The 19,368-nt window shown below is 42.3% G+C and carries 21 protein-coding genes and 1 riboswitch; of the genes, 5 read left to right on the forward strand and 16 right to left on the reverse strand.

Going from position 1 to position 19,368, the window contains the following annotated elements; translation table 11 throughout:
* Positions 1-7 precede the first annotated feature (7 nt).
* From fabZ to KUA57_RS04315, 10 genes are all read right to left on the reverse strand, one after another.
* Positions 8-430, reverse strand: coding sequence for a 3-hydroxyacyl-ACP dehydratase FabZ (fabZ, locus tag KUA57_RS04270; protein WP_000565515.1), 423 nt, complete (start codon positions 428-430; stop codon positions 8-10).
* Positions 427-912, reverse strand: a complete 486-nt coding sequence (gene accB / locus KUA57_RS04275; RefSeq protein WP_218493698.1) for an acetyl-CoA carboxylase biotin carboxyl carrier protein — start codon at positions 910-912, stop codon at positions 427-429. The genes fabZ and accB overlap by 4 nt, the downstream gene beginning before the upstream one ends.
* Positions 913-914: 2 nt before the next feature.
* A complete protein-coding gene (gene fabF, locus KUA57_RS04280; protein WP_218493699.1) occupies positions 915-2,150 on the reverse strand; it encodes a beta-ketoacyl-ACP synthase II in 1,236 nt (411 codons plus the stop codon).
* 21 nt (positions 2,151-2,171) lie between these two features.
* On the reverse strand, positions 2,172-2,903 hold the full coding sequence (fabG, locus tag KUA57_RS04285) for a 3-oxoacyl-[acyl-carrier-protein] reductase (protein WP_049502053.1): 732 nt from the start codon (positions 2,901-2,903) through the stop codon (positions 2,172-2,174).
* 40 nt (positions 2,904-2,943) lie between these two features.
* The gene (gene fabD / locus KUA57_RS04290; protein WP_218493700.1) at positions 2,944-3,867 is read right to left on the reverse strand and encodes an ACP S-malonyltransferase; all 924 of its coding nucleotides are present in this window, start codon (positions 3,865-3,867) and stop codon (positions 2,944-2,946) included.
* Entirely contained in the window at positions 3,860-4,834 is a 975-nt protein-coding gene (fabK, locus tag KUA57_RS04295) for an enoyl-[acyl-carrier-protein] reductase FabK (protein WP_049500269.1), read from the reverse strand. The genes fabD and fabK overlap by 8 nt, the downstream gene beginning before the upstream one ends.
* Positions 4,835-4,950: 116 nt before the next feature.
* Positions 4,951-5,175, reverse strand: a complete 225-nt coding sequence (locus KUA57_RS04300; protein ID WP_000257838.1) for an acyl carrier protein — start codon at positions 5,173-5,175, stop codon at positions 4,951-4,953.
* A 59-nt stretch (positions 5,176-5,234) separates the two neighbouring features.
* Positions 5,235-6,209, reverse strand: coding sequence for a beta-ketoacyl-ACP synthase III (locus KUA57_RS04305; protein ID WP_125446943.1), 975 nt, complete (start codon positions 6,207-6,209; stop codon positions 5,235-5,237).
* Positions 6,209-6,643, reverse strand: coding sequence for a fatty acid biosynthesis transcriptional regulator FabT (gene fabT, locus KUA57_RS04310; protein WP_000386355.1), 435 nt, complete (start codon positions 6,641-6,643; stop codon positions 6,209-6,211). Before fabT ends, KUA57_RS04305 begins: the two co-directional genes overlap by 1 nt.
* A gap of 93 nt (positions 6,644-6,736) precedes the next feature.
* Positions 6,737-7,522 (reverse strand): enoyl-CoA hydratase, encoded by a 786-nt coding sequence (locus KUA57_RS04315; RefSeq protein WP_125446941.1) that lies wholly within the window; start codon positions 7,520-7,522, stop codon positions 6,737-6,739.
* A gap of 209 nt (positions 7,523-7,731) precedes the next feature.
* Between KUA57_RS04315 and KUA57_RS04320 the strand changes: the two genes are divergently transcribed.
* The 3 genes from KUA57_RS04320 to serS all read left to right on the forward strand — a co-directional run bounded on the left by KUA57_RS04320 (position 7,732) and on the right by serS (position 10,958).
* Complete coding sequence (locus KUA57_RS04320; protein WP_061864359.1) at positions 7,732-9,096, forward strand: aspartate kinase; 1,365 nt, start codon at positions 7,732-7,734, stop codon at positions 9,094-9,096.
* A gap of 2 nt (positions 9,097-9,098) precedes the next feature.
* The gene (locus KUA57_RS04325; protein ID WP_125430688.1) at positions 9,099-9,470 is read left to right on the forward strand and encodes a DUF956 family protein; all 372 of its coding nucleotides are present in this window, start codon (positions 9,099-9,101) and stop codon (positions 9,468-9,470) included.
* Positions 9,471-9,683: 213 nt separating this feature from the next.
* A complete protein-coding gene (gene serS / locus KUA57_RS04330; protein ID WP_125430685.1) occupies positions 9,684-10,958 on the forward strand; it encodes a serine--tRNA ligase in 1,275 nt (424 codons plus the stop codon).
* A 24-nt stretch (positions 10,959-10,982) separates the two neighbouring features.
* On the opposite strand, the gene KUA57_RS04335 is transcribed toward serS, so the two are convergent.
* From KUA57_RS04335 to zapA, 6 genes are all read right to left on the reverse strand, one after another.
* Positions 10,983-11,882 (reverse strand): TDT family transporter, encoded by a 900-nt coding sequence (locus tag KUA57_RS04335; RefSeq protein WP_125415617.1) that lies wholly within the window; start codon positions 11,880-11,882, stop codon positions 10,983-10,985.
* 110 nt (positions 11,883-11,992) lie between these two features.
* The gene (locus KUA57_RS04340) at positions 11,993-12,541 is read right to left on the reverse strand and encodes a carboxymuconolactone decarboxylase family protein (protein ID WP_000206774.1); all 549 of its coding nucleotides are present in this window, start codon (positions 12,539-12,541) and stop codon (positions 11,993-11,995) included.
* A gap of 131 nt (positions 12,542-12,672) precedes the next feature.
* Entirely contained in the window at positions 12,673-13,995 is a 1,323-nt protein-coding gene (locus KUA57_RS04345) for an alanine/glycine:cation symporter family protein (RefSeq protein WP_218493701.1), read from the reverse strand.
* Positions 13,996-14,085: 90 nt separating this feature from the next.
* A riboswitch (glycine riboswitch) is annotated at positions 14,086-14,174 on the reverse strand.
* Positions 14,175-14,338: 164 nt separating this feature from the next.
* Positions 14,339-16,675: an endonuclease MutS2 gene (locus KUA57_RS04350; RefSeq protein WP_218493702.1), complete on the reverse strand. Its 2,337-nt coding sequence runs from the start codon at positions 16,673-16,675 to the stop codon at positions 14,339-14,341.
* A gap of 217 nt (positions 16,676-16,892) precedes the next feature.
* Positions 16,893-17,441 carry a CvpA family protein gene (locus tag KUA57_RS04355; protein WP_125415613.1) on the reverse strand — a complete coding sequence of 183 codons (549 nt, stop codon included), beginning with the start codon at positions 17,439-17,441 and terminating at the stop codon, positions 16,893-16,895.
* Positions 17,438-17,740, reverse strand: coding sequence for a cell division protein ZapA (gene zapA, locus KUA57_RS04360; protein ID WP_000002019.1), 303 nt, complete (start codon positions 17,738-17,740; stop codon positions 17,438-17,440). Before zapA ends, KUA57_RS04355 begins: the two co-directional genes overlap by 4 nt.
* Before the next feature lie 86 nt (positions 17,741-17,826).
* On the opposite strand from zapA, the gene rnhC reads away from it, so the two are divergent.
* Complete coding sequence (rnhC, locus tag KUA57_RS04365; RefSeq protein ID WP_125415611.1) at positions 17,827-18,708, forward strand: ribonuclease HIII; 882 nt, start codon at positions 17,827-17,829, stop codon at positions 18,706-18,708.
* A gap of 3 nt (positions 18,709-18,711) precedes the next feature.
* Positions 18,712-19,326 (forward strand): signal peptidase I, encoded by a 615-nt coding sequence (lepB, locus tag KUA57_RS04370; RefSeq protein WP_001083986.1) that lies wholly within the window; start codon positions 18,712-18,714, stop codon positions 19,324-19,326.
* The last annotated feature ends 42 nt before the right edge of the window (positions 19,327-19,368 follow it).

Raw genomic sequence — 19,368 nt, forward strand, 5'->3', positions numbered from 1 at the left:
AACCTCCTTAGTTCCCAATTGCAAAGGTAAGAGTACCACTGGCCGCAAGCTTGCCATCCACTTCAGCTTTTGCTTCAACCACAGCAATGGTACCACGGCGTTTTACAAACGTTGCCGTCATAACTAATTGGTCGCCTGGTACAACTTGCTTCTTGAACTTAACCTTGTCCATACCAGCGTAAAAGACTAGTTTACCTTTATTTTCAGGTTTTGATAACTCCAAGACACCAGCTGTTTGCGCCAAGGCTTCCATAATCAGAACACCTGGCATGACAGGGTATTGAGGAAAATGACCGTTGAAGAAGGGCTCATTGATGGTCACATTTTTGATGGCAACAATGGTATCCTCGCTCACTTCCAAGACACGATCCACTAGTAACATAGGATAACGATGGGGAAGGGCTTCTTTGATTCCTTGAATATCGATCATTTGATACGTACCAATCCTTTACCAAACTCAACCATTTCTTCGTTAGAAACGAGAATTTCCGTTACCACACCATCCTTAGGAGCTGGGATTTCATTCATGACTTTCATGGCTTCGATAATTACCAATGTTTGACCTTTTTTAACACTATCACCCACTGTTACAAAGGCAGGTTTATCAGGACCAGCAGCCAAGTAAGCCACCCCAACAAGTGGGCTCTCTACAACATCTCCCTCAGCAGCCACACTTGTTTCAGCTGGAGCTGGAAACTCTTCTGCTACAGTTTCTGTTGAAGCAGATGAAGTAGCTACTGGACTTACTGTTGCTAGAACGGGCCCTGGAGCGACTTGAGCTGCAACTTCAGACACCAGTCTAGCTTCATTCTTGCTAAACTGTAACTCATCCGTCCCATTCTTATAAGAAAATTCTCTCAAACTTGATTGGTCAAATTGGGCCATCAAGTCTTTAATATCGTTTAAATTCATACTTATTTATTCTCCCAACGTTTGAAAGCAAGAACTGCATTATGGCCACCAAAACCAAAAGTATTTGAAATAGCGTATGGAATTTCTTGCTCCAAGCCTTGTCCATAAACGACATTGGCTTCGATATAGTCTGATATTTCACTTGTCCCAGCTGTCATTGGAACAAAGTTATGACGCATGGCTTCGATTGTGACGATAGCTTCTACTGCACCTGCAGCACCCAGCAAATGTCCTGTGAAAGACTTGGTTGATGATACAGGTACTTCCTTACCAAGAACAGCCACGATCGCACCACTTTCTCCTTTTTCATTAGCAGGAGTTGACGTTCCGTGAGCATTGACATAGGCTACTTGCTCTGGAGAAATCTCTGCTTCTTCCAAGGCTAGTTTGATGGCCTTGATAGCTCCTTGCCCCTCTGGATGAGGAGAAGTCATATGGTAGGCATCACAGGTATTTCCGTAACCAACCACCTCAGCAAGAATAGTAGCACCACGTTTTTCGGCGTGCTCAAGGCTTTCAAGAACCAACATCCCTGAACCTTCTCCCATAACAAAACCGTTACGGTCCTTATCAAATGGAATAGAAGCGCGAGCTGGATCCTCTGTAGTAGAGAGAGCTGTCAGGGCTTGGAAACCAGCGATAGCAAAAGGTGTGATAGAGGCTTCTGAACCACCTACCAACATAACGTCTTGGAAACCAAATTTAATTGAGCGGAAGGCATCCCCAATCGCGTCATTTGATGAAGCACAGGCAGTATTGATGGATTTACAAACACCGTTTGCTCCAAAACGCATAGCAACATTTCCTGAAGCCATATTTGGCAAGGCTTTTGGAAGAGTCAATGGTTTCACACGTTTTGGCCCTTTTTCATTTAGGCGAAGCACTTGATCTTCAATTTCCTTGATTCCACCAATACCAGAGGCCACGATAACACCAAAACGATCTTTATCAAGGGCCTCTACATCAAGACCTGCATGATTGACAGCTTCTTGAGCCGCATACAAGGCATATAAAGAATAGTTATCAAAACGATTGGTATCTTTCTTAACAAAGTATTTATCAAAAGGAAAATCTTGGATTTCTGCTGCATTATGCACATCAAAGTCACTATGATCAAATTTTGTAATTGGACCAATTCCGATTTTTCCAGTTGTCAAACTATTCCAAAATTCTTCTGGTGTATTTCCGATTGGAGATGTTACTCCATAACCTGTTACTACTACGCGATTTAGTTTCATCTTTTTTACCTCTAGCTTCTGCTACATACTTAAGCCACCATCAATGGCAACCACTTGACCAGTTAGATAATCTTGGCCTGCTAAAAATACTGTTAAATCTGCAACCTGCTCTGCCTGCCCAAATTCTTTCATAGGAATTTGTGCCAGCATGGCATCTTTTACCTTGTCTGATAGAACAGCTGTCATATCGGACTCAATCATTCCAGGTGCAATAGCATTAACCCTGATATTGCGATTGGCCACTTCACGAGCCACAGACTTGGTAAAACCAATCAAACCAGCCTTAGAAGCTGCATAGTTAGCTTGACCGATATTTCCCATCAAGCCAACAACACTAGACATATTAATGATAGCACCTTCTCTGGCTTTTATCATCGGTTTCAAGACTGATTGTGTCATGTTAAAAGCACCAGTCAAGTTAACCTTGAGCACTTTTTCAAAATCTGCTTCTGTCATCTTGAGCATAAGGGTATCTTGGGTAATCCCTGCATTGTTGATCAAAACATCTACTGAACCCAGCTCTGCAATAGCTTGATCAACCATACGTTTAGCGTCTGTAAAATCTGATACATCTCCTGAAATGGGAACCACCTTGACACCATAGTTTGAAAACTCAGCGAGCAATTCTTCTGAGATTGCCCCACGACTGTTTAAGGCAATGTTGGCTCCTGCCTGAGCAAACTTGTGGGCTATGGCAAGACCAATCCCACGACTCGAACCTGTAATAAAGATATTTTTATTTTTTAGTTGCATTCTTTTCTCCTGTTTCCTCTTGTATTTATGGGAGAAGGGATTACTTGTTTTCTAGCAAAGTTTCCAAACTAGCCCGATCTTCAACATTAGCTAGTTTAGCCGTTTTATCAATTTTTTTGACAAAGCCTGACAAGACTTTCCCTGGTCCAATCTCGATAAAGTTGGTTACTCCTGCTTCTTGCATAACTGCAATACTTTCATAGAAACGAACTGGTTCCTTGACCTGACGCGTCAAGAGTTGAGCAATGTCTTCTTTTTGCATAACTGCAGCTTCTGTATTGCCAACTAGGGGACAAGTAAAATCTGAAAAACTTACCTGAGCCAGAGTTTCAGCTAGTTTCTGGCTAGCAAGCTCAAGGAGAGCAGTATGAAAGGGACCTGACACCTTGAGAGGAATCAAGCGTTTGGCACCTGCTTCCTGCAAGAGTTCGACAGCTCGGTCAACTGCAACCACTTCTCCACCAATCACGATTTGTGCAGGTGTATTATAGTTGGCTGGGGTAACTACTCCAAGTTCAGAAGCTTTTCGACAGACTTCTTCAATGACCTCTACTGGCGTATTGAGAACTGCTACCATCTTGCCAGAACCAGCAGGGGCCGCTTCTTCCATATAGGATCCACGCTTAGCTACCAAGGCAATCGCATCTTCAAAATCCAAGGCACCGCTGGCCACCAAGGCAGAGTATTCTCCAAGAGACAAACCAGAAACCATATCAGGCTGATAGCCCTTTTCTTGCAATAAACGATAAATAGCAACTGAAGTTGCTAAAATAGCTGGTTGCGTATAGCGAGTCTGATTAAGTTTTTCTTCTTCCCTATCAATGAGATAACGCAAATCATAACCGAGTACCTGACTCGCTTGATCAATCGTTTCTTTGACAATAGGGTAGTGATCATAGAGATCACGGCCCATACCTAGATACTGGGCACCTTGACCAGCAAATAAAAAGGCTGTTTTAGTCATTTCTTACAACTCCTGCCCAACGAGAGGCTTCTTCTTGAATTTTCTTAGCTGCCCCGTAATACAAATCTTTTAGGATTTCTTCAACGGTTTCTTCTTTGGAAACAAGGCCTGCAATTTGACCTGCCATGACAGAGCCTCCATCCACATCTCCGTGAACAACCGCTTTGGCTAGAGCACCTGCTCCCATTTGTTCAAAAATTTCCAAATCTGGATTTTCTTGTTTAAAGGCATCTTTTTCAGCTTGTTCAAAATCACGAGTCAACTGATTTTTAATCGCACGAACAGCATGTCCAAAGTGTTGAGCTGAAATCGTAGTATCAATATCTCTAGCTTTTAAAATTTTCGCCTTATAATTTGGATGGGCATTAGACTCTTTTGCAACGACAAAGCGAGTTCCAACCTGAATAGCTTCTGCACCTAGCATAAAACCAGCAGCAGCACCTTCACCATCCGCAATCCCTCCTGCAGCAATAACAGGAATAGATACAGCAGCAGCAACCTGGCGCACCAAGGTCATGGTTGTTAATTTACCGATATGCCCCCCAGCTTCCATTCCTTCTGCAATAACGGCATCCGCACCGATTTTTTCCATGCGTTTCGCTAGGGCAACACTTGGCACAACAGGAATAACCGTAATACCAGCTTCATGGAAACGTTCCATGTATTTGCTTGGATTTCCTGCGCCTGTTGTAACTACCTTAACCCCTTCCTCGATAACGAGGTCTACAATATCTTCCACAAAGGGAGACAAGAGCATGATGTTGACACCAAAGGGTTTATCAGTCAATGATTTGATTTTATCAATATTTGCCTTGACAACTTCTTTAGGGGCATTCCCCCCACCGATAATCCCTAGTCCTCCAGCCTTGGAAACAGCTCCTGCCAAATCTCCATCAGCAACCCAGGCCATTCCTCCTTGGAAAATAGGATAATCAATGTTCAATAATTCTGTAATACGCGTTTTCATAGTGCCTCCATCGTTTCTTGCTTACGTAATAGTTCGATACCGTCATAATTTGAAAATCAAACTATTGCCTAAACAAGAGGGAGCGGGTTTCCCTACTCCTTCTATTTATATTCTGTTTATTTTGTTTGCTCTTCAACGTAGGCAACCAAGTCACCAACTGTTTTCAAGTCATCTTCTGCTTCGATTTGGATATCAAAAGCATCTTCGATTTCTGAGATTACTTGGAACAAGTCCAATGAATCTGCGTCCAAATCATCAAAAGTGGATTCAAGTGTTACTTCTGATGCGTCTTTTCCAAGTTCTTCAACGATAATTTCTTGTACTTTTTCAAATACTGCCATGATAGGACTCCTTTAAAATAAATAGTTTTTTTATAACAATGTGTTCACCACATGATTACCTAAATTGTAAGAATGAGCGTGCCCCATGTCAAGCCTCCACCGAAGCCTGATAGTAGAACAGTCTGGCTACCATCTAAACGGATGAGACCTTGTTCTACACACTCTGAAAGTAAAATCGGGATACTGGCTGCACTGGTATTGCCATATTCCATCATATTGGCTGGAAGTTTATCTCGGTCGACACCAATTTTTTTAGCCATCTTATCCAAAATACGGTCATTAGCCTGATGAAGTAGCAGATAATCCAAGTCTGTCGCCTCTATAGGAGATTCATCAATAGTCTGCTTGATAGACTTGGCTACGTCCCGAATAGCAAAATCAAAGACTGCACGCCCATCCATCTTCAAAAATGAATCTGCACTTTCTTGATCTGAAAACGGAGAATGCAAGCCTGAATGTCCATAAGTTAGACACTCGCTACGACTCCCATCACTATTGAGACTCTCTGCCAAGAAATGCTCTTGCTCGCTAGCTTCTAACAAGACACCACCAGCACCATCTCCAAATAAAACAGCTGTTGATCGGTCTGACCAATCGACTGCTTTTGAGAGGGTCTCACTACCAATCACCAAGCCTTTTTGAAAGCGACCAGAAGCGATAAACTTTTCAGCAGTTGAAAGAGCAAATACAAATCCACTGCAAGCTGCTGTTAGGTCAAAAGCAAAGGCCTTATTAGCACCAATATTAGCTTGAACACGAGCAGCTGTAGAGGGCATCATCGAATCTGGAGTAATGGTAGCTAGGATGATAAAATCCAACTCCCCTCCTGTGATTCCAGCTTTTTCCATCAGTTTCTTGGCAACTTCTGTAGCCAAATCACTAGTAGATTCTGTTCTTGAAATATGCCTTTGTCGTATTCCCGTCCGACTTGAAATCCACTCATCATTGGTATCCATAATCTGAGCCAAATCATGATTTGTAACCACTTGCTCTGGCACATAATGAGCAACCTGGCTTATTTTTGCAAAAGCCATTATCTCAAATCCTCCAAAAATTGATAAAGATTAGTCAAACCTTTGCTCATAACCTCAATTTCTTGCTTACTCATACCATCAATGATTTTTTCAACCATGGCCTTGTGGAAGCGTTTATGTAGCCTATGAACCAAGCGACCTTTCTTTGTCAAATGCAGATGTACCACACGTCGATCATGTTCTGAACGAATGCGTTCAATGTAACCCTTGCGTTCGAGATTATTCAAACTAGTCGTAACTGTCCCAAGAGTCACCATCAACTCTTTTGACACTTGACTTGGTGTCACATCTGGAACTTTTCCAATCACATCAATCGTATGCATTTCTTTGATGGAGATATCCTTGAAACGACTACCCCTCAAGCTAACTTCCTCAATAACGAGGACATTGTTAAATATAGACGTTAAATATTCATTAATTCGTTGGTAGTCCAATCTTTCCTTCCCTCCTTTTCAAAAAAACTTTTAGAATCAAAACATTTGACAAAAGAATTATATCAAAGTTCAAAGAATGGTGCAAGTATTTTTTTATTTTCCTGTAAATTTAGGTCGTCTTCTTTCCGAATGAGCCCGAACTCCCTCTTTGAAATCCTCTGTTTTCGCTAGTGATTCCTGTAGGTTCAGTTCTAAAGTAGCATAATCTTGCCAATCTTTAAATTGGCTTTCCCAAACCAACTTCTTGATGGCAGCATAGGAATTACTTGAGCCACGTCTTAATTTTTTAAGAAGCTGTTCTCTCGTCTTTTCAAGTTTATCAGCTTCAGAAACGCGGTAAACCAGGCCCCACTCTAGAGCTTTTTCTGCGGTCAAAGCCTCACCTGTCATAGCTAATTGAGCAGCACGTGTCACACCAATACTGCGACTCAAGAGATGAATTCCTCCTGCATCTGGAGCCAAGCCAACTCCAACAAAGGCTTGGATAAATTTAGCCTTATCCGTAGCAATGCAGAAATCTGCCGCAACAGCCATATTTGCTGCGGCGCCTGCAACAGCGCCACCAACTTCCATCAAGACAGGTTTAGAAATTTGCTTGATTTTATAAGAAATAGTATTGACCAATTCTGCGATTTTCGTCAATGATGGAATATCATCCTCATCCACTGCCCGCTTCATCTCTACTAAATCTCCCCCAACTGAAAAAACTTTGCCATTCGCATTGATCAAGACAAAATGCACAGCCGGATCCTCTTCTGCCAAAATCAGAGCTTCTAAAATCTCCTCACACATGGGGATATGAAAACCATTCGCGACCTCAGGACGATTCAAGGTAAGGATTGCCAAGTCCTCTTCAAGCTGATAAATAATGTGTTCCATCAGGACTCCTTTTTATTTTATAAGCGATTTAAATTATTTTATTTTCAAAGTATATCTTTTTTAGGAATAGAAAGCAAGAAAAAATCGACTGAAAGTGTCTCAGCCGATTAGAAAGGCTCGCTTTATACCAGAACGCATTTTATTTTCTTCATTGAAAAAAGCCTTTCTTTCTGCTATAATCGTATAAAATACTTACTTTAGGAGTTCTTATGAAGGTTGTTAAATTTGGAGGTAGCTCTCTTGCCTCAGCTAGTCAATTAGAAAAAGTTTTAAACATCGTCAAAAGCGATTCAGAGCGTCGTTTTGTAGTCGTTTCTGCGCCTGGTAAACGCAATGCAGAGGATACTAAGGTTACGGATGCCTTAATTAAATACTATCGCGATTATGTCGCTGGTAACGATATTAGTAAGAGTCAGAATTGGATTATCGACCGCTATGCTGCTATGGTGAGTGAATTAGGACTGAAACCAGCCGTTCTAGAAAAAATTTCTAAAAGTATTCGCGCCTTAGCCACTCTTCCTATTGATGAAAATGAATTTCTCTACGATACTTTCCTAGCAGCAGGTGAAAATAACAATGCTAAATTGATTGCTGCCTACTTTAATCAAAACGGGATCGATGCACGCTATGTGCACCCTAGAGAAGCTGGTATTGTGGTTACAAGTGAACCTGGTCACGCTCGCATCATTCCATCAAGTTATGACAAGATTGAAGAATTGACAAACGCCAATGAAGTCCTTGTCATTCCTGGTTTCTTTGGAGTTACCAAAGAAAATCAAATCTGTACCTTCTCACGTGGAGGATCAGACATTACAGGTTCTATCATTGCTGCCGGTGTTAAGGCAGACCTCTATGAAAACTTTACAGACGTTGATGGTATCTTTGCAGCCCACCCTGGTATTATTCACCAACCACACTCAATCCCTGAGTTGACCTATCGTGAAATGCGTGAGTTAGCCTATGCAGGATTCTCAGTTCTTCATGACGAAGCCCTTCTACCTGCCTACCGTGGAAAAATTCCTCTGGTTATCAAGAATACCAACAATCCTGATCATCCAGGTACTCGTATCGTTCTAAAACACAGTAGTGATGAATTTCCAGTTGTGGGAATTGCTGGTGACTCAGGCTTTGTCAGCATCAACATGTCTAAATACCTCATGAACCGTGAGGTTGGATTTGGACGCAAGGTTCTTCAAATCCTTGAAGATCTTAACATCGGTTGGGAACATATGCCAACAGGTATCGACGATCTTTCAATCATCCTCCGTTCTCGCGAACTAACTCCTATCAAGGAAGAAGAAATCCTTCGTCAGTTGGTTCAAAAGGCTGAAGTAGACCATGCAGAAATCGAGCACGACCTTTCAATCATTATGATTGTTGGAGAAAAGATGAAGAGCCATATCGGTGTCACTGCTACTGCGACACGTGCTCTATCTGAAAATAAGATCAACATCCAGATGATGTCTCAAGGTTCTAGTGAAGTATCTATTATGTTTGTTGTCCATAAGGACCAAGAGAAAGCAGCTATTAAAGCCCTCTACAATGCCTTTTTCGGTGAAAACAAGGAAGATTAATCATGGCCCAATCTCTTAACAAAACAGTGCTTCTCAATACGACAGGAACTTCCTATCTCTCTATAGCTGGGAAAGTTGGGAAATTCCTTGTCGGAGATCAGGCTCTGGAATTTTACCCAGATGTCAATGTTGAACAATTTATCCAGATTCCTTGGAAACATATCAACCAGATTGGAGCTAATGTCTCTGGTCGCAAAATTAGTCGCCACTTCGAAGTCTTTACAGACAGAGGAAAATTCCTCTTTGCTTCAAAAGACTCAGGTGCCATTCTCAAAATTGCTCGTGAAAAACTGGGCAACGAAAAGGTCGTCAAGCTTCCGACTCTGATTCAGACCATTGGTCAAAAATTTAAAAATCTATTTGCAAAAAAGTAGAAACTTTAGTATAATCATAGCAACGGATAAGTAGGTTATCTTCTTCTTTCAGAAAGTCTGCGGATGCTGCGAGCAGATAGGAGGGATAAGTGAAATTCTACCGTTAGTAACAATTACATACACAATCAAGTGCACACCTGTGAAGTTGGATGGAACCGTGGCCCTGCCACTCCAACGCTTTGTCAGGTGTGCTTTTTTCATAAAGGAGTTCTTATGTTAGATATCAAACGCATTCGTATAGACTTTGATGCTGTCGCAGAAAAATTGGCTACACGTGGTGTAGATGCTGCTGTCTTGAACGAGATGAAAGAAATCGATGCTAAACGTCGTGACATCTTGGTCAAGGTTGAAACTTTAAAAGCAGAACGCAACACAGTTTCAGCTGAGATTGCCCAAGCTAAGCGCAACAAGGAAAATGCAGATGACAAGATTGCTGCTATGCAAACCCTATCTGCTGAAGTCAAAGCTTTGGATGCTGAATTGGCAGAAATCGATGCTAAATTAACAGAATTTACCACTACTCTTCCAAACATCCCAGCTGACAGCGTTCCTGTTGGGGCTGACGAAGATGACAATGTGGAAGTTCGCCGTTGGGGTACTCCACGCGAGTTCGATTTCGAGCCAAAAGCTCACTGGGATCTTGGTGAAGACCTTGGTATCCTTGACTGGGAACGCGGTGGTAAGGTAACAGGTGCTCGTTTCCTCTTCTATAAAGGACTCGGTGCTCGTTTGGAACGTGCCATCTACAACTTTATGTTGGATGAACATGGCAAAGAAGGCTATACTGAAGTCATCACGCCTTACATGGTTAACCATGATTCTATGTTTGGAACTGGTCAATATCCAAAATTCAAGGAAGATACTTTTGAACTCAGCGACAGCAATTATGTCCTTATTCCTACAGCAGAAGTTCCTCTGACAAACTACTACCGTGATGAAATCCTTGACGGTAAAGACCTACCAATCTACTTTACTGCTATGAGTCCTTCATTCCGTTCTGAGGCTGGTTCAGCTGGTCGTGATACTCGTGGCTTGATTCGTTTGCACCAATTCCACAAAGTTGAAATGGTTAAATTTGCCAAACCAGAAGAATCTTACGAAGAATTGGAAAAAATGACAGCCAATGCTGAAAATATCCTTCAAAAACTTAACCTTCCATACCGTGTCGTTGCTCTCTCTACAGGAGATATGGGCTTCTCAGCTGCGAAAACTTACGACTTGGAAGTTTGGATTCCAGCCCAAAATACCTACCGTGAAATCTCAAGCTGTTCAAACACAGAAGATTTCCAAGCCCGTCGTGCCCAAATCCGTTACCGTGATGAAGCAGATGGCAAGGTGAAATTGCTCCATACCTTGAACGGTTCTGGACTTGCAGTTGGACGTACAGTGGCTGCTATTCTTGAAAACTACCAAAATGAAGATGGTTCTGTGACCATCCCAGAAGCACTTCGTCCATACATGGGTGGAGCTGAAGTTATCAAACCATAAAAAATAAGGTTTAGCTATTTCTAGCTAGACCTTTTTTCGTAACCAAATTAGATAAGCACCTAATACAAAGAATAAAATAGTTAGGCATATAATAGTTTCAGCCAATACCAAATAATCCAAAAATGGAAGTTTCAAGATTCCCTGAGCCATCTTGAGAGAGGTAGCTGTGATAATGGTTGGGAAGGTGAGAGCTGAGAAGGCTGGTTGAAAGCCTTGTTTTAAAATATTGGGCAGACGAGTCAAAACAAAGAAAAAGAAGGATTGAGAAGCCAAAATCATGACGATTAAGACCCAAGTTGGTAGGCTGGCTCCTCCAACTCGGACTAGAGAAGCCAAGAGTAGAGAGAAGGGAGCACAGTAGATCCCTTCTTGCCCAAGCAAGGCTAGTGGGAGCGGATGTTTCTTTAAATCGCTATAAATAAGCGGGTAGAGATAGAAGGTTAGGAGAAAACCAAAACTCAAGGTCGCATAGGCAATTTCTATGATGCCTACCAGAGGATAAGTCAATGCTGCCACTGCTATCCCCACATAGAGAACCGTCCAGCTTGGAGTCGCATGAACCCTCCGCCCCGGATAGGCAAATTTGATAGTGAAGCCAGCAATCAGAGCCACATCCAAGAGAAATGAAAACCACCAGAGCCCTTGCGCTACCAAAGGAAGATGAGGGAAGACTCTAAAGACATAAGTAGATAAAATCATCCCAGCCATAGGAAAAGTGGCCATCCCTGACAAAAGAGGAGGCTTGGTCAATTCTTGCTTGGTTTCTTTCCAATTAAAGAGATGCAAAAGCAGAAAGTAAATCCACAAAATCAAACCTGTCAGACTAAAAAGATGGGACAGAACCGGCAACGTATCTAAAACGAGATTTCCAGCTCCTGCCAAACCTAGCAAACAACCAGAAAATACCAAAGGGAGTTTTTTCATCCTAACCTCCAATAATCATATTAGTTTCAGTATAGCATAAAAGCGCTTAAATGAGGGAATAAAAAACGAAGTCCGTTAATTTCAGACTTCATTTTTTACTCAGATATGAATTAAGCATAAGGTTGCAATTCTGGGTTAATTGGTGTATTGGCTAGGTTGTTAGCATAGTTACAGAGGCTTGCTAGGCTGACACCAAGAACCACATCCAAGGCATTTTGTTGAGTGTATCCAGCTTCTAAAAACTCAGCTAAGGCTTCATCTCCTACACGACCCTTGGTATTGATAACTGCCAAAGTAAACTTAGCTAGGGTGTCCAATTTAGGATCTGTTTCGATTGGAGTACGATTGCGAAGAGCTTGAAGCAGGTCATCATTCATCTGGATTTGTTTGATGGAAAAGGCTGTGTGACCTGCGACGCAGAAAGCACAACCATTAGTCACGGCTGCCGTGATTTGCACCACTTCGCGCTCAACAGGTGTCAAGCTGTTACGACGGTTGATAGCTCCGACAGTTCGGTATGCTTCAAGGGCGGTAGGCGCATTTGCCAAGAGACCGATTAGGTTGGGAATATAGCCATTGTTATCTTTTTGCACCGTTTCAAGAACTTCTTTCACTTCTGCTGGTGCTGATTCTACTGTATGGATTGTAAATGTTGTCATCATAAAACCTCTTTTCATTTTGTTGAAACCTAGTCTATCACAGATTCTATACCATGTATAATATATATTTTAAATTGCACCGATAAAAATTCTTTATGAATGCAAAAAATCACACGCAATGTGTGATTTCATTATTTATTAAAATACTTTTTAGTCTCAGCAATGACGACTGGTGATAAAACTAAGAGGGCAATCAAGTTTGGCAGAGCCATTAAGGCATTCACGATATCTGCGATAATCCAAACCATATCCAACTCGATAAATCCTCCCAACAAGACCATAAGCACAAAGACCACACGGTAGAGCCAGATAAAACGAACACCAAAGAGAAATTCAAAACAACGTTCTCCGTAGTAGTTCCAGCCTAAAATCGTCGTAAAGGCAAAGAGTACAAGGAAGATGGTCAAGAGGGAAGGCCCAAAATGTGAAAAGACTGTTGAGAAGGCTGACTGAGTCAATGCCACTCCATTCAAATCACCACTCCAAACACCAGTTACCAAGATGGTCAAACCTGTCAAAGTACAGATAATGAGTGTATCAATAAAGGTTCCTGTCATGGAAATCAAACCTTGCTCTACTGGTTCGTTTGTCTTAGCTGCAGCTGCTGCAATTGGAGCAGAACCCAGACCAGATTCGTTTGAGAACACACCACGCGCCACACCATTTTGAATAGCCATCCGAATGCTAGCACCGGCAAATCCACCTACCGCAGCAACAGGACTAAAAGCTGATGTCAAGATTAAAGCGATTGTGGCAGGAATTTTTCCAATATTAAAGAAAATAACTGTAAGAGTTCCCAAAATATAGATGATGGCCATAAAAGGAACAACAGTAGTTGAAACCTTTGAAATAGACTTGAGTCCACCAAAGACTGCAATTGCTACAAAGACAGACAAAACAAGAGCTGTGATGACTGGCGAAATAGTCGTTGTATTCTGGATAGATTCTGTAATCGAGTTGACTTGGGTGAAGGTTCCGATTCCTAACAAAGCTACTAAAACACCTGCGATAGCAAAAAAGATGGCAAGTGGTCTCCACTTTTCTCCCATACCCAAAAGTATATAGTGCATGGGACCTCCTGCAACAGCACCGTTATCGTCTTTAGTCCTGTATTTAATAGCTAATAAACCTTCCGCATACTTGGTAGCCATCCCAAAGAAAGCCGCCATCCACATCCAAAAGAGAGCTCCTGGTCCACCGACCTTGATAGCTGTCGCCACCCCGATAATATTTCCCGTACCAACTGTCGCTGCTAGGGCTGTACACAAGGCCGCAAAGCTGGATACATCTCCATGCCCCTTATCCTTGGTAAAAATAAGCTGGAAGGCCTTGGGCAGACGCAAAACCTGCAAGAAGCCTAGACGGGCAGTTAGGTAAATTCCTGTTCCGACCAATAAAATCAAGAGGGGTGGGCCCCAAGCAAAAGCATCAATTGATTTAAGCAATTCTAACATTTCCTTCTCCTATCTTTTCAACCCCAAAAGAAAGAGCACATGCAAGATACATGTACTCTGGAATGCTTAGATAAATGCCAAAAAGCGGTCTATCCTAGCTCTGTCCTTTTACCTGAGAGTTTGAGCAGTTGCCTGCCTTGCCCCTTCGGTGCCTTTACGGTCTCTCCAGAGTTCCGTCCATTTACAGTCATGGAAAATCAAACGATTCCCCACTTCTATTAAACTTCATTCGGTGTTGGTATTTAATTGATTCTTATTTTACAAAAAATGTTGGCTTTTGTCAATGTGTTTATTAGTAAAACTTAATTCAACAGTTTTTACTTTATGAATTCCGAGATATTCCTTATCCTTTAAAAGTCACAATAGTCGCACCACTGCCTCCAGCATTTTGTGGGGCATAGCCGAAACTCTTGACATGTTTGTTTCTTTGTAGGTATTTGGTGACACCTTCACGGATGACACCTGTTCCGATACCATGGATGATGTCAACTTGAGCCATATTATTAAGCAGGGCTTGGTCGATGAAGGCATCTAACTCATTCATGGCTTCTTCGTAACGTTTGCCTCGAAGGTCCAGTCTAGCTTGTGGGCCACGCCCAGAAGTTCGTTTCACAACATTGACTTGTTTCTTCTTGACTTGCTTTTCTTGCTGGGCTTGAACAAGGTCAAATTCTTTCTCTTCCAGGGTCATCTTAATCAAACCGACTTGGGCTTCCCAGCGATCATCCTTGAGTTGACTGGTCAAGGTACCACGCTGGCCATAACTGAGAACCACGATATCATCTCCTACCTTTGGAGCTCGTTTTTTCTTGGCTTTTTGAAGGACCTTGTTTTTAGACAAATCTACTTTTTCAGGAGCCAATTTTTTCAACTTAGCCTTGGCTTCAATAATTTCATGGGGCTTGAGTTGGGATTTACTGTGGAGATTTTTAAGGATCTGGTCACTTTCACTTAGGGCCATGTCTACAATCTCAGCAGCCTGTTCACGCGCCTTGTTAAGCTCGGTTTCCTTTTCACGATTAAGCTCATTGTAAAGTTTTTTAAGCGCACGGTTCATCTTGAGATTTTCTTGCTCCACCTCACGGATATTGTCCAAGCGTTTGCGGCTTTCCAGCGTCTGCTCTTCCAGTTGCTCAATGATCCGATTGACATCATTGTCCTGATCGACCTGCTGACTGGCATCTCCCACGATGACTTCAGATAGTCCTAAACGTTTAGCAATTTCAAAAGCATTGCTTCGACCAGGCACACCCTGCATAAAGCGATAGGCCGGGCGTAGAGTTGCAGTATCAAACTCCATGCTGGCATTTTGCACAAAGGCTGTCTCAATACCGTAGGCCTTGAGTTCTGGATAGTGGGTAGTCGCCATGGTCTTGACTTGACGTAGACGAAGGTCCTCCAGAATAGCCATGGCAAGAGCTGCTCCCTCTTGGGGGTCTGTACCAGCCCCCAACTCATCCAAGAGCAAAAGCGAATGATGGTTGACCTTGCCAAGAATATCCACAATATTGGTCATATGGCTAGAAAAGGTAGACAAGCTCTGCTCAATAGACTGCTCATCTCCAATATCGGCAAAGATTTCTTCAAAAACACCCACACGACTTCCCTTATCAGCTAAAATCGGCAAACCTGACTGAGCCATAACCTGTGTCAAGCCCAGAGTTTTAAGCATTATAGTCTTCCCACCTGTATTGGGACCTGTAATGACAATCGCTGTTAAATCTTGACCAAAATGGACATCATTTGCGACGGCATTTTTGACCAAAGGATGGCAGACATGGAGCAGTTGAATCTCTTGATTTTCTGACAGCTGAGGTACGACTGCTTGTCTTTCTTGGATAAAGCGGACCTTGGCACGAATCAAGTCTAGATGGCCGATAATCCAAGCATCATTGGCAATCTCAGCCGCATGAGGGCGAACACGCTCAGAAATTTCTTGGAGAATGCGAAGCATTTCATAGCGCTCATCTGCTCGCAAACTGGCAATTCCTTCGCTCAGTTTGACCACCTCACGGGGTTCGATATAGACGGTATTTCCACTAGCAGAAATATCATGAACGACACCAGCAATCTTATTGCGGTAGGTGTTTTTGACAGGTAAAACCTGACGCCCATTTCTGCTGGCAACGATTCCTTCTGTCAACATCTGGGCTTTTTGTTTGAGCAGATCCTGTAAAACATCGCGTACCTGACTCTCGCTATCATGGATTTTTCGACGGATGCGCGCCAATTCTTCACTGGCAAAATTTTCAATGAAACCTGCATCATTAAAGGCTTGGAGATTTCCTTGTAATTGCGGAAAATCGTGTAATTTCTCAAACCATAGGGCTAATTCTTCCAAGCTGACATTTTCCAGATTAGAATAAAAACTTTGCAGTTCTCGGCTAGCAAGAAGCACGCGCTTCAAGAGTAGGAACTCCTCGATATTGAGGTCCGCTCCCATCTCCAACCGCTTGCAAACTCCTGCGATTTCTTTAGTTGCAAGAATGGTAAAATGCGGTTGCTCGACAAAGAGAGCCTGCATTTCCTTCATTTCAGCAAAAGCCTGTTTGATTTTATCCGCTTTGGCAGTTGGAGCAAGCTGTCTCAATTGCTCCAAGCCCTGCTCAGTCAACAAATGGGGTTCAAACAAGGCTTTGACCTTATTGAACTCTAATGTTTCTAATATTTTCTTATTCATCTTTATTTCCTTGTCTTTGAATGTCTAGGTGTGGTATACTCAATGAAAATCAAAGAGCAAACTAGGAAGCTAGCCGCAGGTTGCTCAAAACAGTGTTTTGAGGTTGCAGATGGAAGCTGACGTGGTTTGAAGAGATTTTCGAAGAGTATTAGCTTTTTACATTCTGATAGATTCGAGTCAATCTGTAAACAAAGGGCTAGGAAAACTCCTGCCCTTTTTATCCGATTAAATTTGTCACCCAGATTTGTTTGAGCCAACTGGTTGTTACTGGTATGCTCTGGATGATGTGTTTTGCGACGATACTCTTTTCAAGAGGATTTTGTATAACTGCCATGGGGATGGTCGCCAAGATGGTCAAGGCCATTTGCAAGACAAATAAGGTCACCAACATGGACAAGATCCCTGCTGAAACTTGGAACAACTTACCACCCAGTTTTTTACTAGGAAGTAAGTGCAAAAGGAGACCAAGCAAACGACCGATGCTATAGACAATCCCAAATACAAGCAAGTAGCCGATCCCTGCGTAAAAGACCTTATCCAACTGAAAGAGTTGATCCGATGGGAAAAAGAAAGTTCCCTGACCTTCCTGCGGATTTGCATAAGGGAGCAGCAAATGAAATTTCTCTCCAAGTCCCTTATAAAACTGGCCAGCCACAAAAGCCGATGCCATGGCTGAAATCAGGTAATAAACCTGTAAGAGCAGGCCTCTCCGATAGCCGATATAAAATCCCCAAGCCAAGACCAATAGAAGAAGAAATGAAATCATAAGGAATCCTCAATCTTGCTCTGTTCTTGCTTGCAAGTCACAAGTTTGTGACGGAGTTCTTCTAATTCTTGCTCCTTATCATCAAATTCAATCTCACGGCTGAGTTGAGTTGACAAACAGTTGACTGCCAACAAAAGAGCGATTGTTTCATCATCTGCGCTAGGCATTTGTTCTTTAATTGCTTGGTATTTTTCTGTCGCAACCTTGGCGATTTCCTCCATAAAAAGGTTATCATGTTCGCTCGTCAAGGTTAATGATTTTTTCCCGAATGTAAATTTGAATCGATTTAGATTTGCCATAAAATTCACCTCACGATATTATACCAAAATTCGCTAATTTTGTCAGTTTTTACAAATTTGCCTGCTTTTATGGTACAATAGAAACTATGGCAAGTATAACACTCACACCAAGTGAAAAGGAGATTCAGGCTTTTCTTGAACACTACCAAACCAGTCTGGCTCCCAGTAAAAATCCCTATATTCGCTACTTTTTGAGACTACCTCAAGCAACGGTTTCTATCTATACTTCTGGAAAGGTCTTGCTTCAGGGTGAAGGAGCTGAGAAGTACGCCTGTTTCTTTGGCTATCAAGTTGTAGAGGAAACCAGCGGACAAAATCTCCCTTTGATTGGGACAGATGAGGTAGGGAATGGTTCCTACTTTGGTGGGCTTGCAGTTGTGGCTTCCTTTGTCACACCTGACCAGCATGCCTTCTTGAGAAAACTCGGTGTGGGGGATTCTAAGACTCTGACCGACCAAAAGATCCGTCAGATTGCCCCTATTCTCAAAGAAAAAATTCAGCACCAGGCACTGCTTCTCTCACCAAGTAAGTACAACGAGGTCATCGGAGACCGCTACAATGCTGTTTCTGTTAAGGTAGCCCTCCATAATCAGGCTATCTATCTCCTTCTTCAAAAAGGCATTCAGCCTGAGAAAATTGTGATTGATGCCTTTACCAGTGCTAAAAATTATGACAAGTACTTGGCACAAGAGGCCAATCGTTTCAGCAATCCTATCAGCTTAGAAGAAAAGGCTGAGGGCAAATACTTGGCTGTCGCAGTTTCTTCCATCATTGCGCGTGATCTCTTTCTAGAAAATCTTGAAAATCTAGGACGAGAGCTGGGCTATCAACTTCCAAGTGGAGCTGGAACGGCTTCTGATAAGGTGGCTAGCCAGATTTTGCAAGCCTATGGTATGCAGGGACTCAACTTCTGCGCCAAATTGCACTTTAAAAATACTGAAAAAGCGAAAAAACGCTTAGAAAGGTAAGTTATGAATTCATTTAAAAATTTCTTAAAAGAGTGGGGATTGTTCCTCCTAATTCTGTCATTACTAGCTTTAAGTCGTATCTTTTTTTGGAGCAATGTTCGCGTAGAAGGGCATTCCATGGATCCTACCCTAGCGGATGGCGAAATCCTCTTTGTTGTCAAACACCTCCCTATTGACCGATTTGATATCGTGGTTGCCCATGAGGAAGATGGCAATAAGGACATTGTCAAACGTGTCATCGGAATGCCTGGCGATACCATCCGTTACGAAAATGATAAACTTTACATCAATGACAAAGAGACAGATGAACCTTATCTAGCTGACTATATCAAACGCTTCAAGGATGACAAACTCCAAAGCACCTACTCAGGCAAGGGATTTGAAGGAAATAAAGGAACCTTCTTTAGAAGTATTGCTCAAAAAGCCCAAGCCTTCACAGTTGATGTCAATTACAACACCAACTTTAGCTTTACTGTCCCAGAAGGAGAATACCTTCTCCTCGGAGATGACCGCTTGGTTTCAAGTGACAGTCGTCACGTAGGTACTTTTAAAGCAAAAGATATCACAGGGGAAGCTAAATTCCGCTTCTGGCCAATCACCCGTATCGGAACATTTTAAGAGACCTAAGAGGCCGAGAATAAAGAATCTCAGCCTCTTCTT

Source organism: Streptococcus vulneris (genome assembly GCF_019218685.1).
In the GTDB taxonomy this organism is placed as follows: Bacteria; Bacillota; Bacilli; order Lactobacillales; family Streptococcaceae; genus Streptococcus; species Streptococcus vulneris.

Bases quoted from the DNA above. Each gene is read 5' to 3' on its own strand.
- KUA57_RS04320 (WP_061864359.1), top strand. From the start codon at position 7,732: ATGAAGGTTGTTAAATTTGGAGGTAGCTCTCTTGCCTCAGCTAGTCAA.
- KUA57_RS04350 (WP_218493702.1), bottom strand. From the start codon at position 16,675: ATGAATAAGAAAATATTAGAAACATTAGAGTTCAATAAGGTCAAAGCC.
- KUA57_RS04300 (WP_000257838.1), bottom strand. From the start codon at position 5,175: ATGGCAGTATTTGAAAAAGTACAAGAAATTATCGTTGAAGAACTTGGA.
- rnhC (WP_125415611.1), top strand. From the start codon at position 17,827: ATGGCAAGTATAACACTCACACCAAGTGAAAAGGAGATTCAGGCTTTT.
- accB (WP_218493698.1), bottom strand. From the start codon at position 912: ATGAATTTAAACGATATTAAAGACTTGATGGCCCAATTTGACCAATCA.
- KUA57_RS04340 (WP_000206774.1), bottom strand. From the start codon at position 12,541: ATGACAACATTTACAATCCATACAGTAGAATCAGCACCAGCAGAAGTG.
- fabZ (WP_000565515.1), bottom strand. From the start codon at position 430: ATGATCGATATTCAAGGAATCAAAGAAGCCCTTCCCCATCGTTATCCT.
- serS (WP_125430685.1), top strand. From the start codon at position 9,684: ATGTTAGATATCAAACGCATTCGTATAGACTTTGATGCTGTCGCAGAA.
- KUA57_RS04315 (WP_125446941.1), bottom strand. From the start codon at position 7,522: ATGGAACACATTATTTATCAGCTTGAAGAGGACTTGGCAATCCTTACC.
- zapA (WP_000002019.1), bottom strand. From the start codon at position 17,740: ATGGCAAATCTAAATCGATTCAAATTTACATTCGGGAAAAAATCATTA.
- KUA57_RS04335 (WP_125415617.1), bottom strand. From the start codon at position 11,882: ATGAAAAAACTCCCTTTGGTATTTTCTGGTTGTTTGCTAGGTTTGGCA.
- fabG (WP_049502053.1), bottom strand. From the start codon at position 2,903: ATGCAACTAAAAAATAAAAATATCTTTATTACAGGTTCGAGTCGTGGG.
- KUA57_RS04325 (WP_125430688.1), top strand. From the start codon at position 9,099: ATGGCCCAATCTCTTAACAAAACAGTGCTTCTCAATACGACAGGAACT.
- KUA57_RS04345 (WP_218493701.1), bottom strand. From the start codon at position 13,995: ATGTTAGAATTGCTTAAATCAATTGATGCTTTTGCTTGGGGCCCACCC.
- fabD (WP_218493700.1), bottom strand. From the start codon at position 3,867: ATGACTAAAACAGCCTTTTTATTTGCTGGTCAAGGTGCCCAGTATCTA.
- fabK (WP_049500269.1), bottom strand. From the start codon at position 4,834: ATGAAAACGCGTATTACAGAATTATTGAACATTGATTATCCTATTTTC.
- fabF (WP_218493699.1), bottom strand. From the start codon at position 2,150: ATGAAACTAAATCGCGTAGTAGTAACAGGTTATGGAGTAACATCTCCA.
- KUA57_RS04305 (WP_125446943.1), bottom strand. From the start codon at position 6,209: ATGGCTTTTGCAAAAATAAGCCAGGTTGCTCATTATGTGCCAGAGCAA.
- lepB (WP_001083986.1), top strand. From the start codon at position 18,712: ATGAATTCATTTAAAAATTTCTTAAAAGAGTGGGGATTGTTCCTCCTA.
- KUA57_RS04355 (WP_125415613.1), bottom strand. From the start codon at position 17,441: ATGATTTCATTTCTTCTTCTATTGGTCTTGGCTTGGGGATTTTATATC.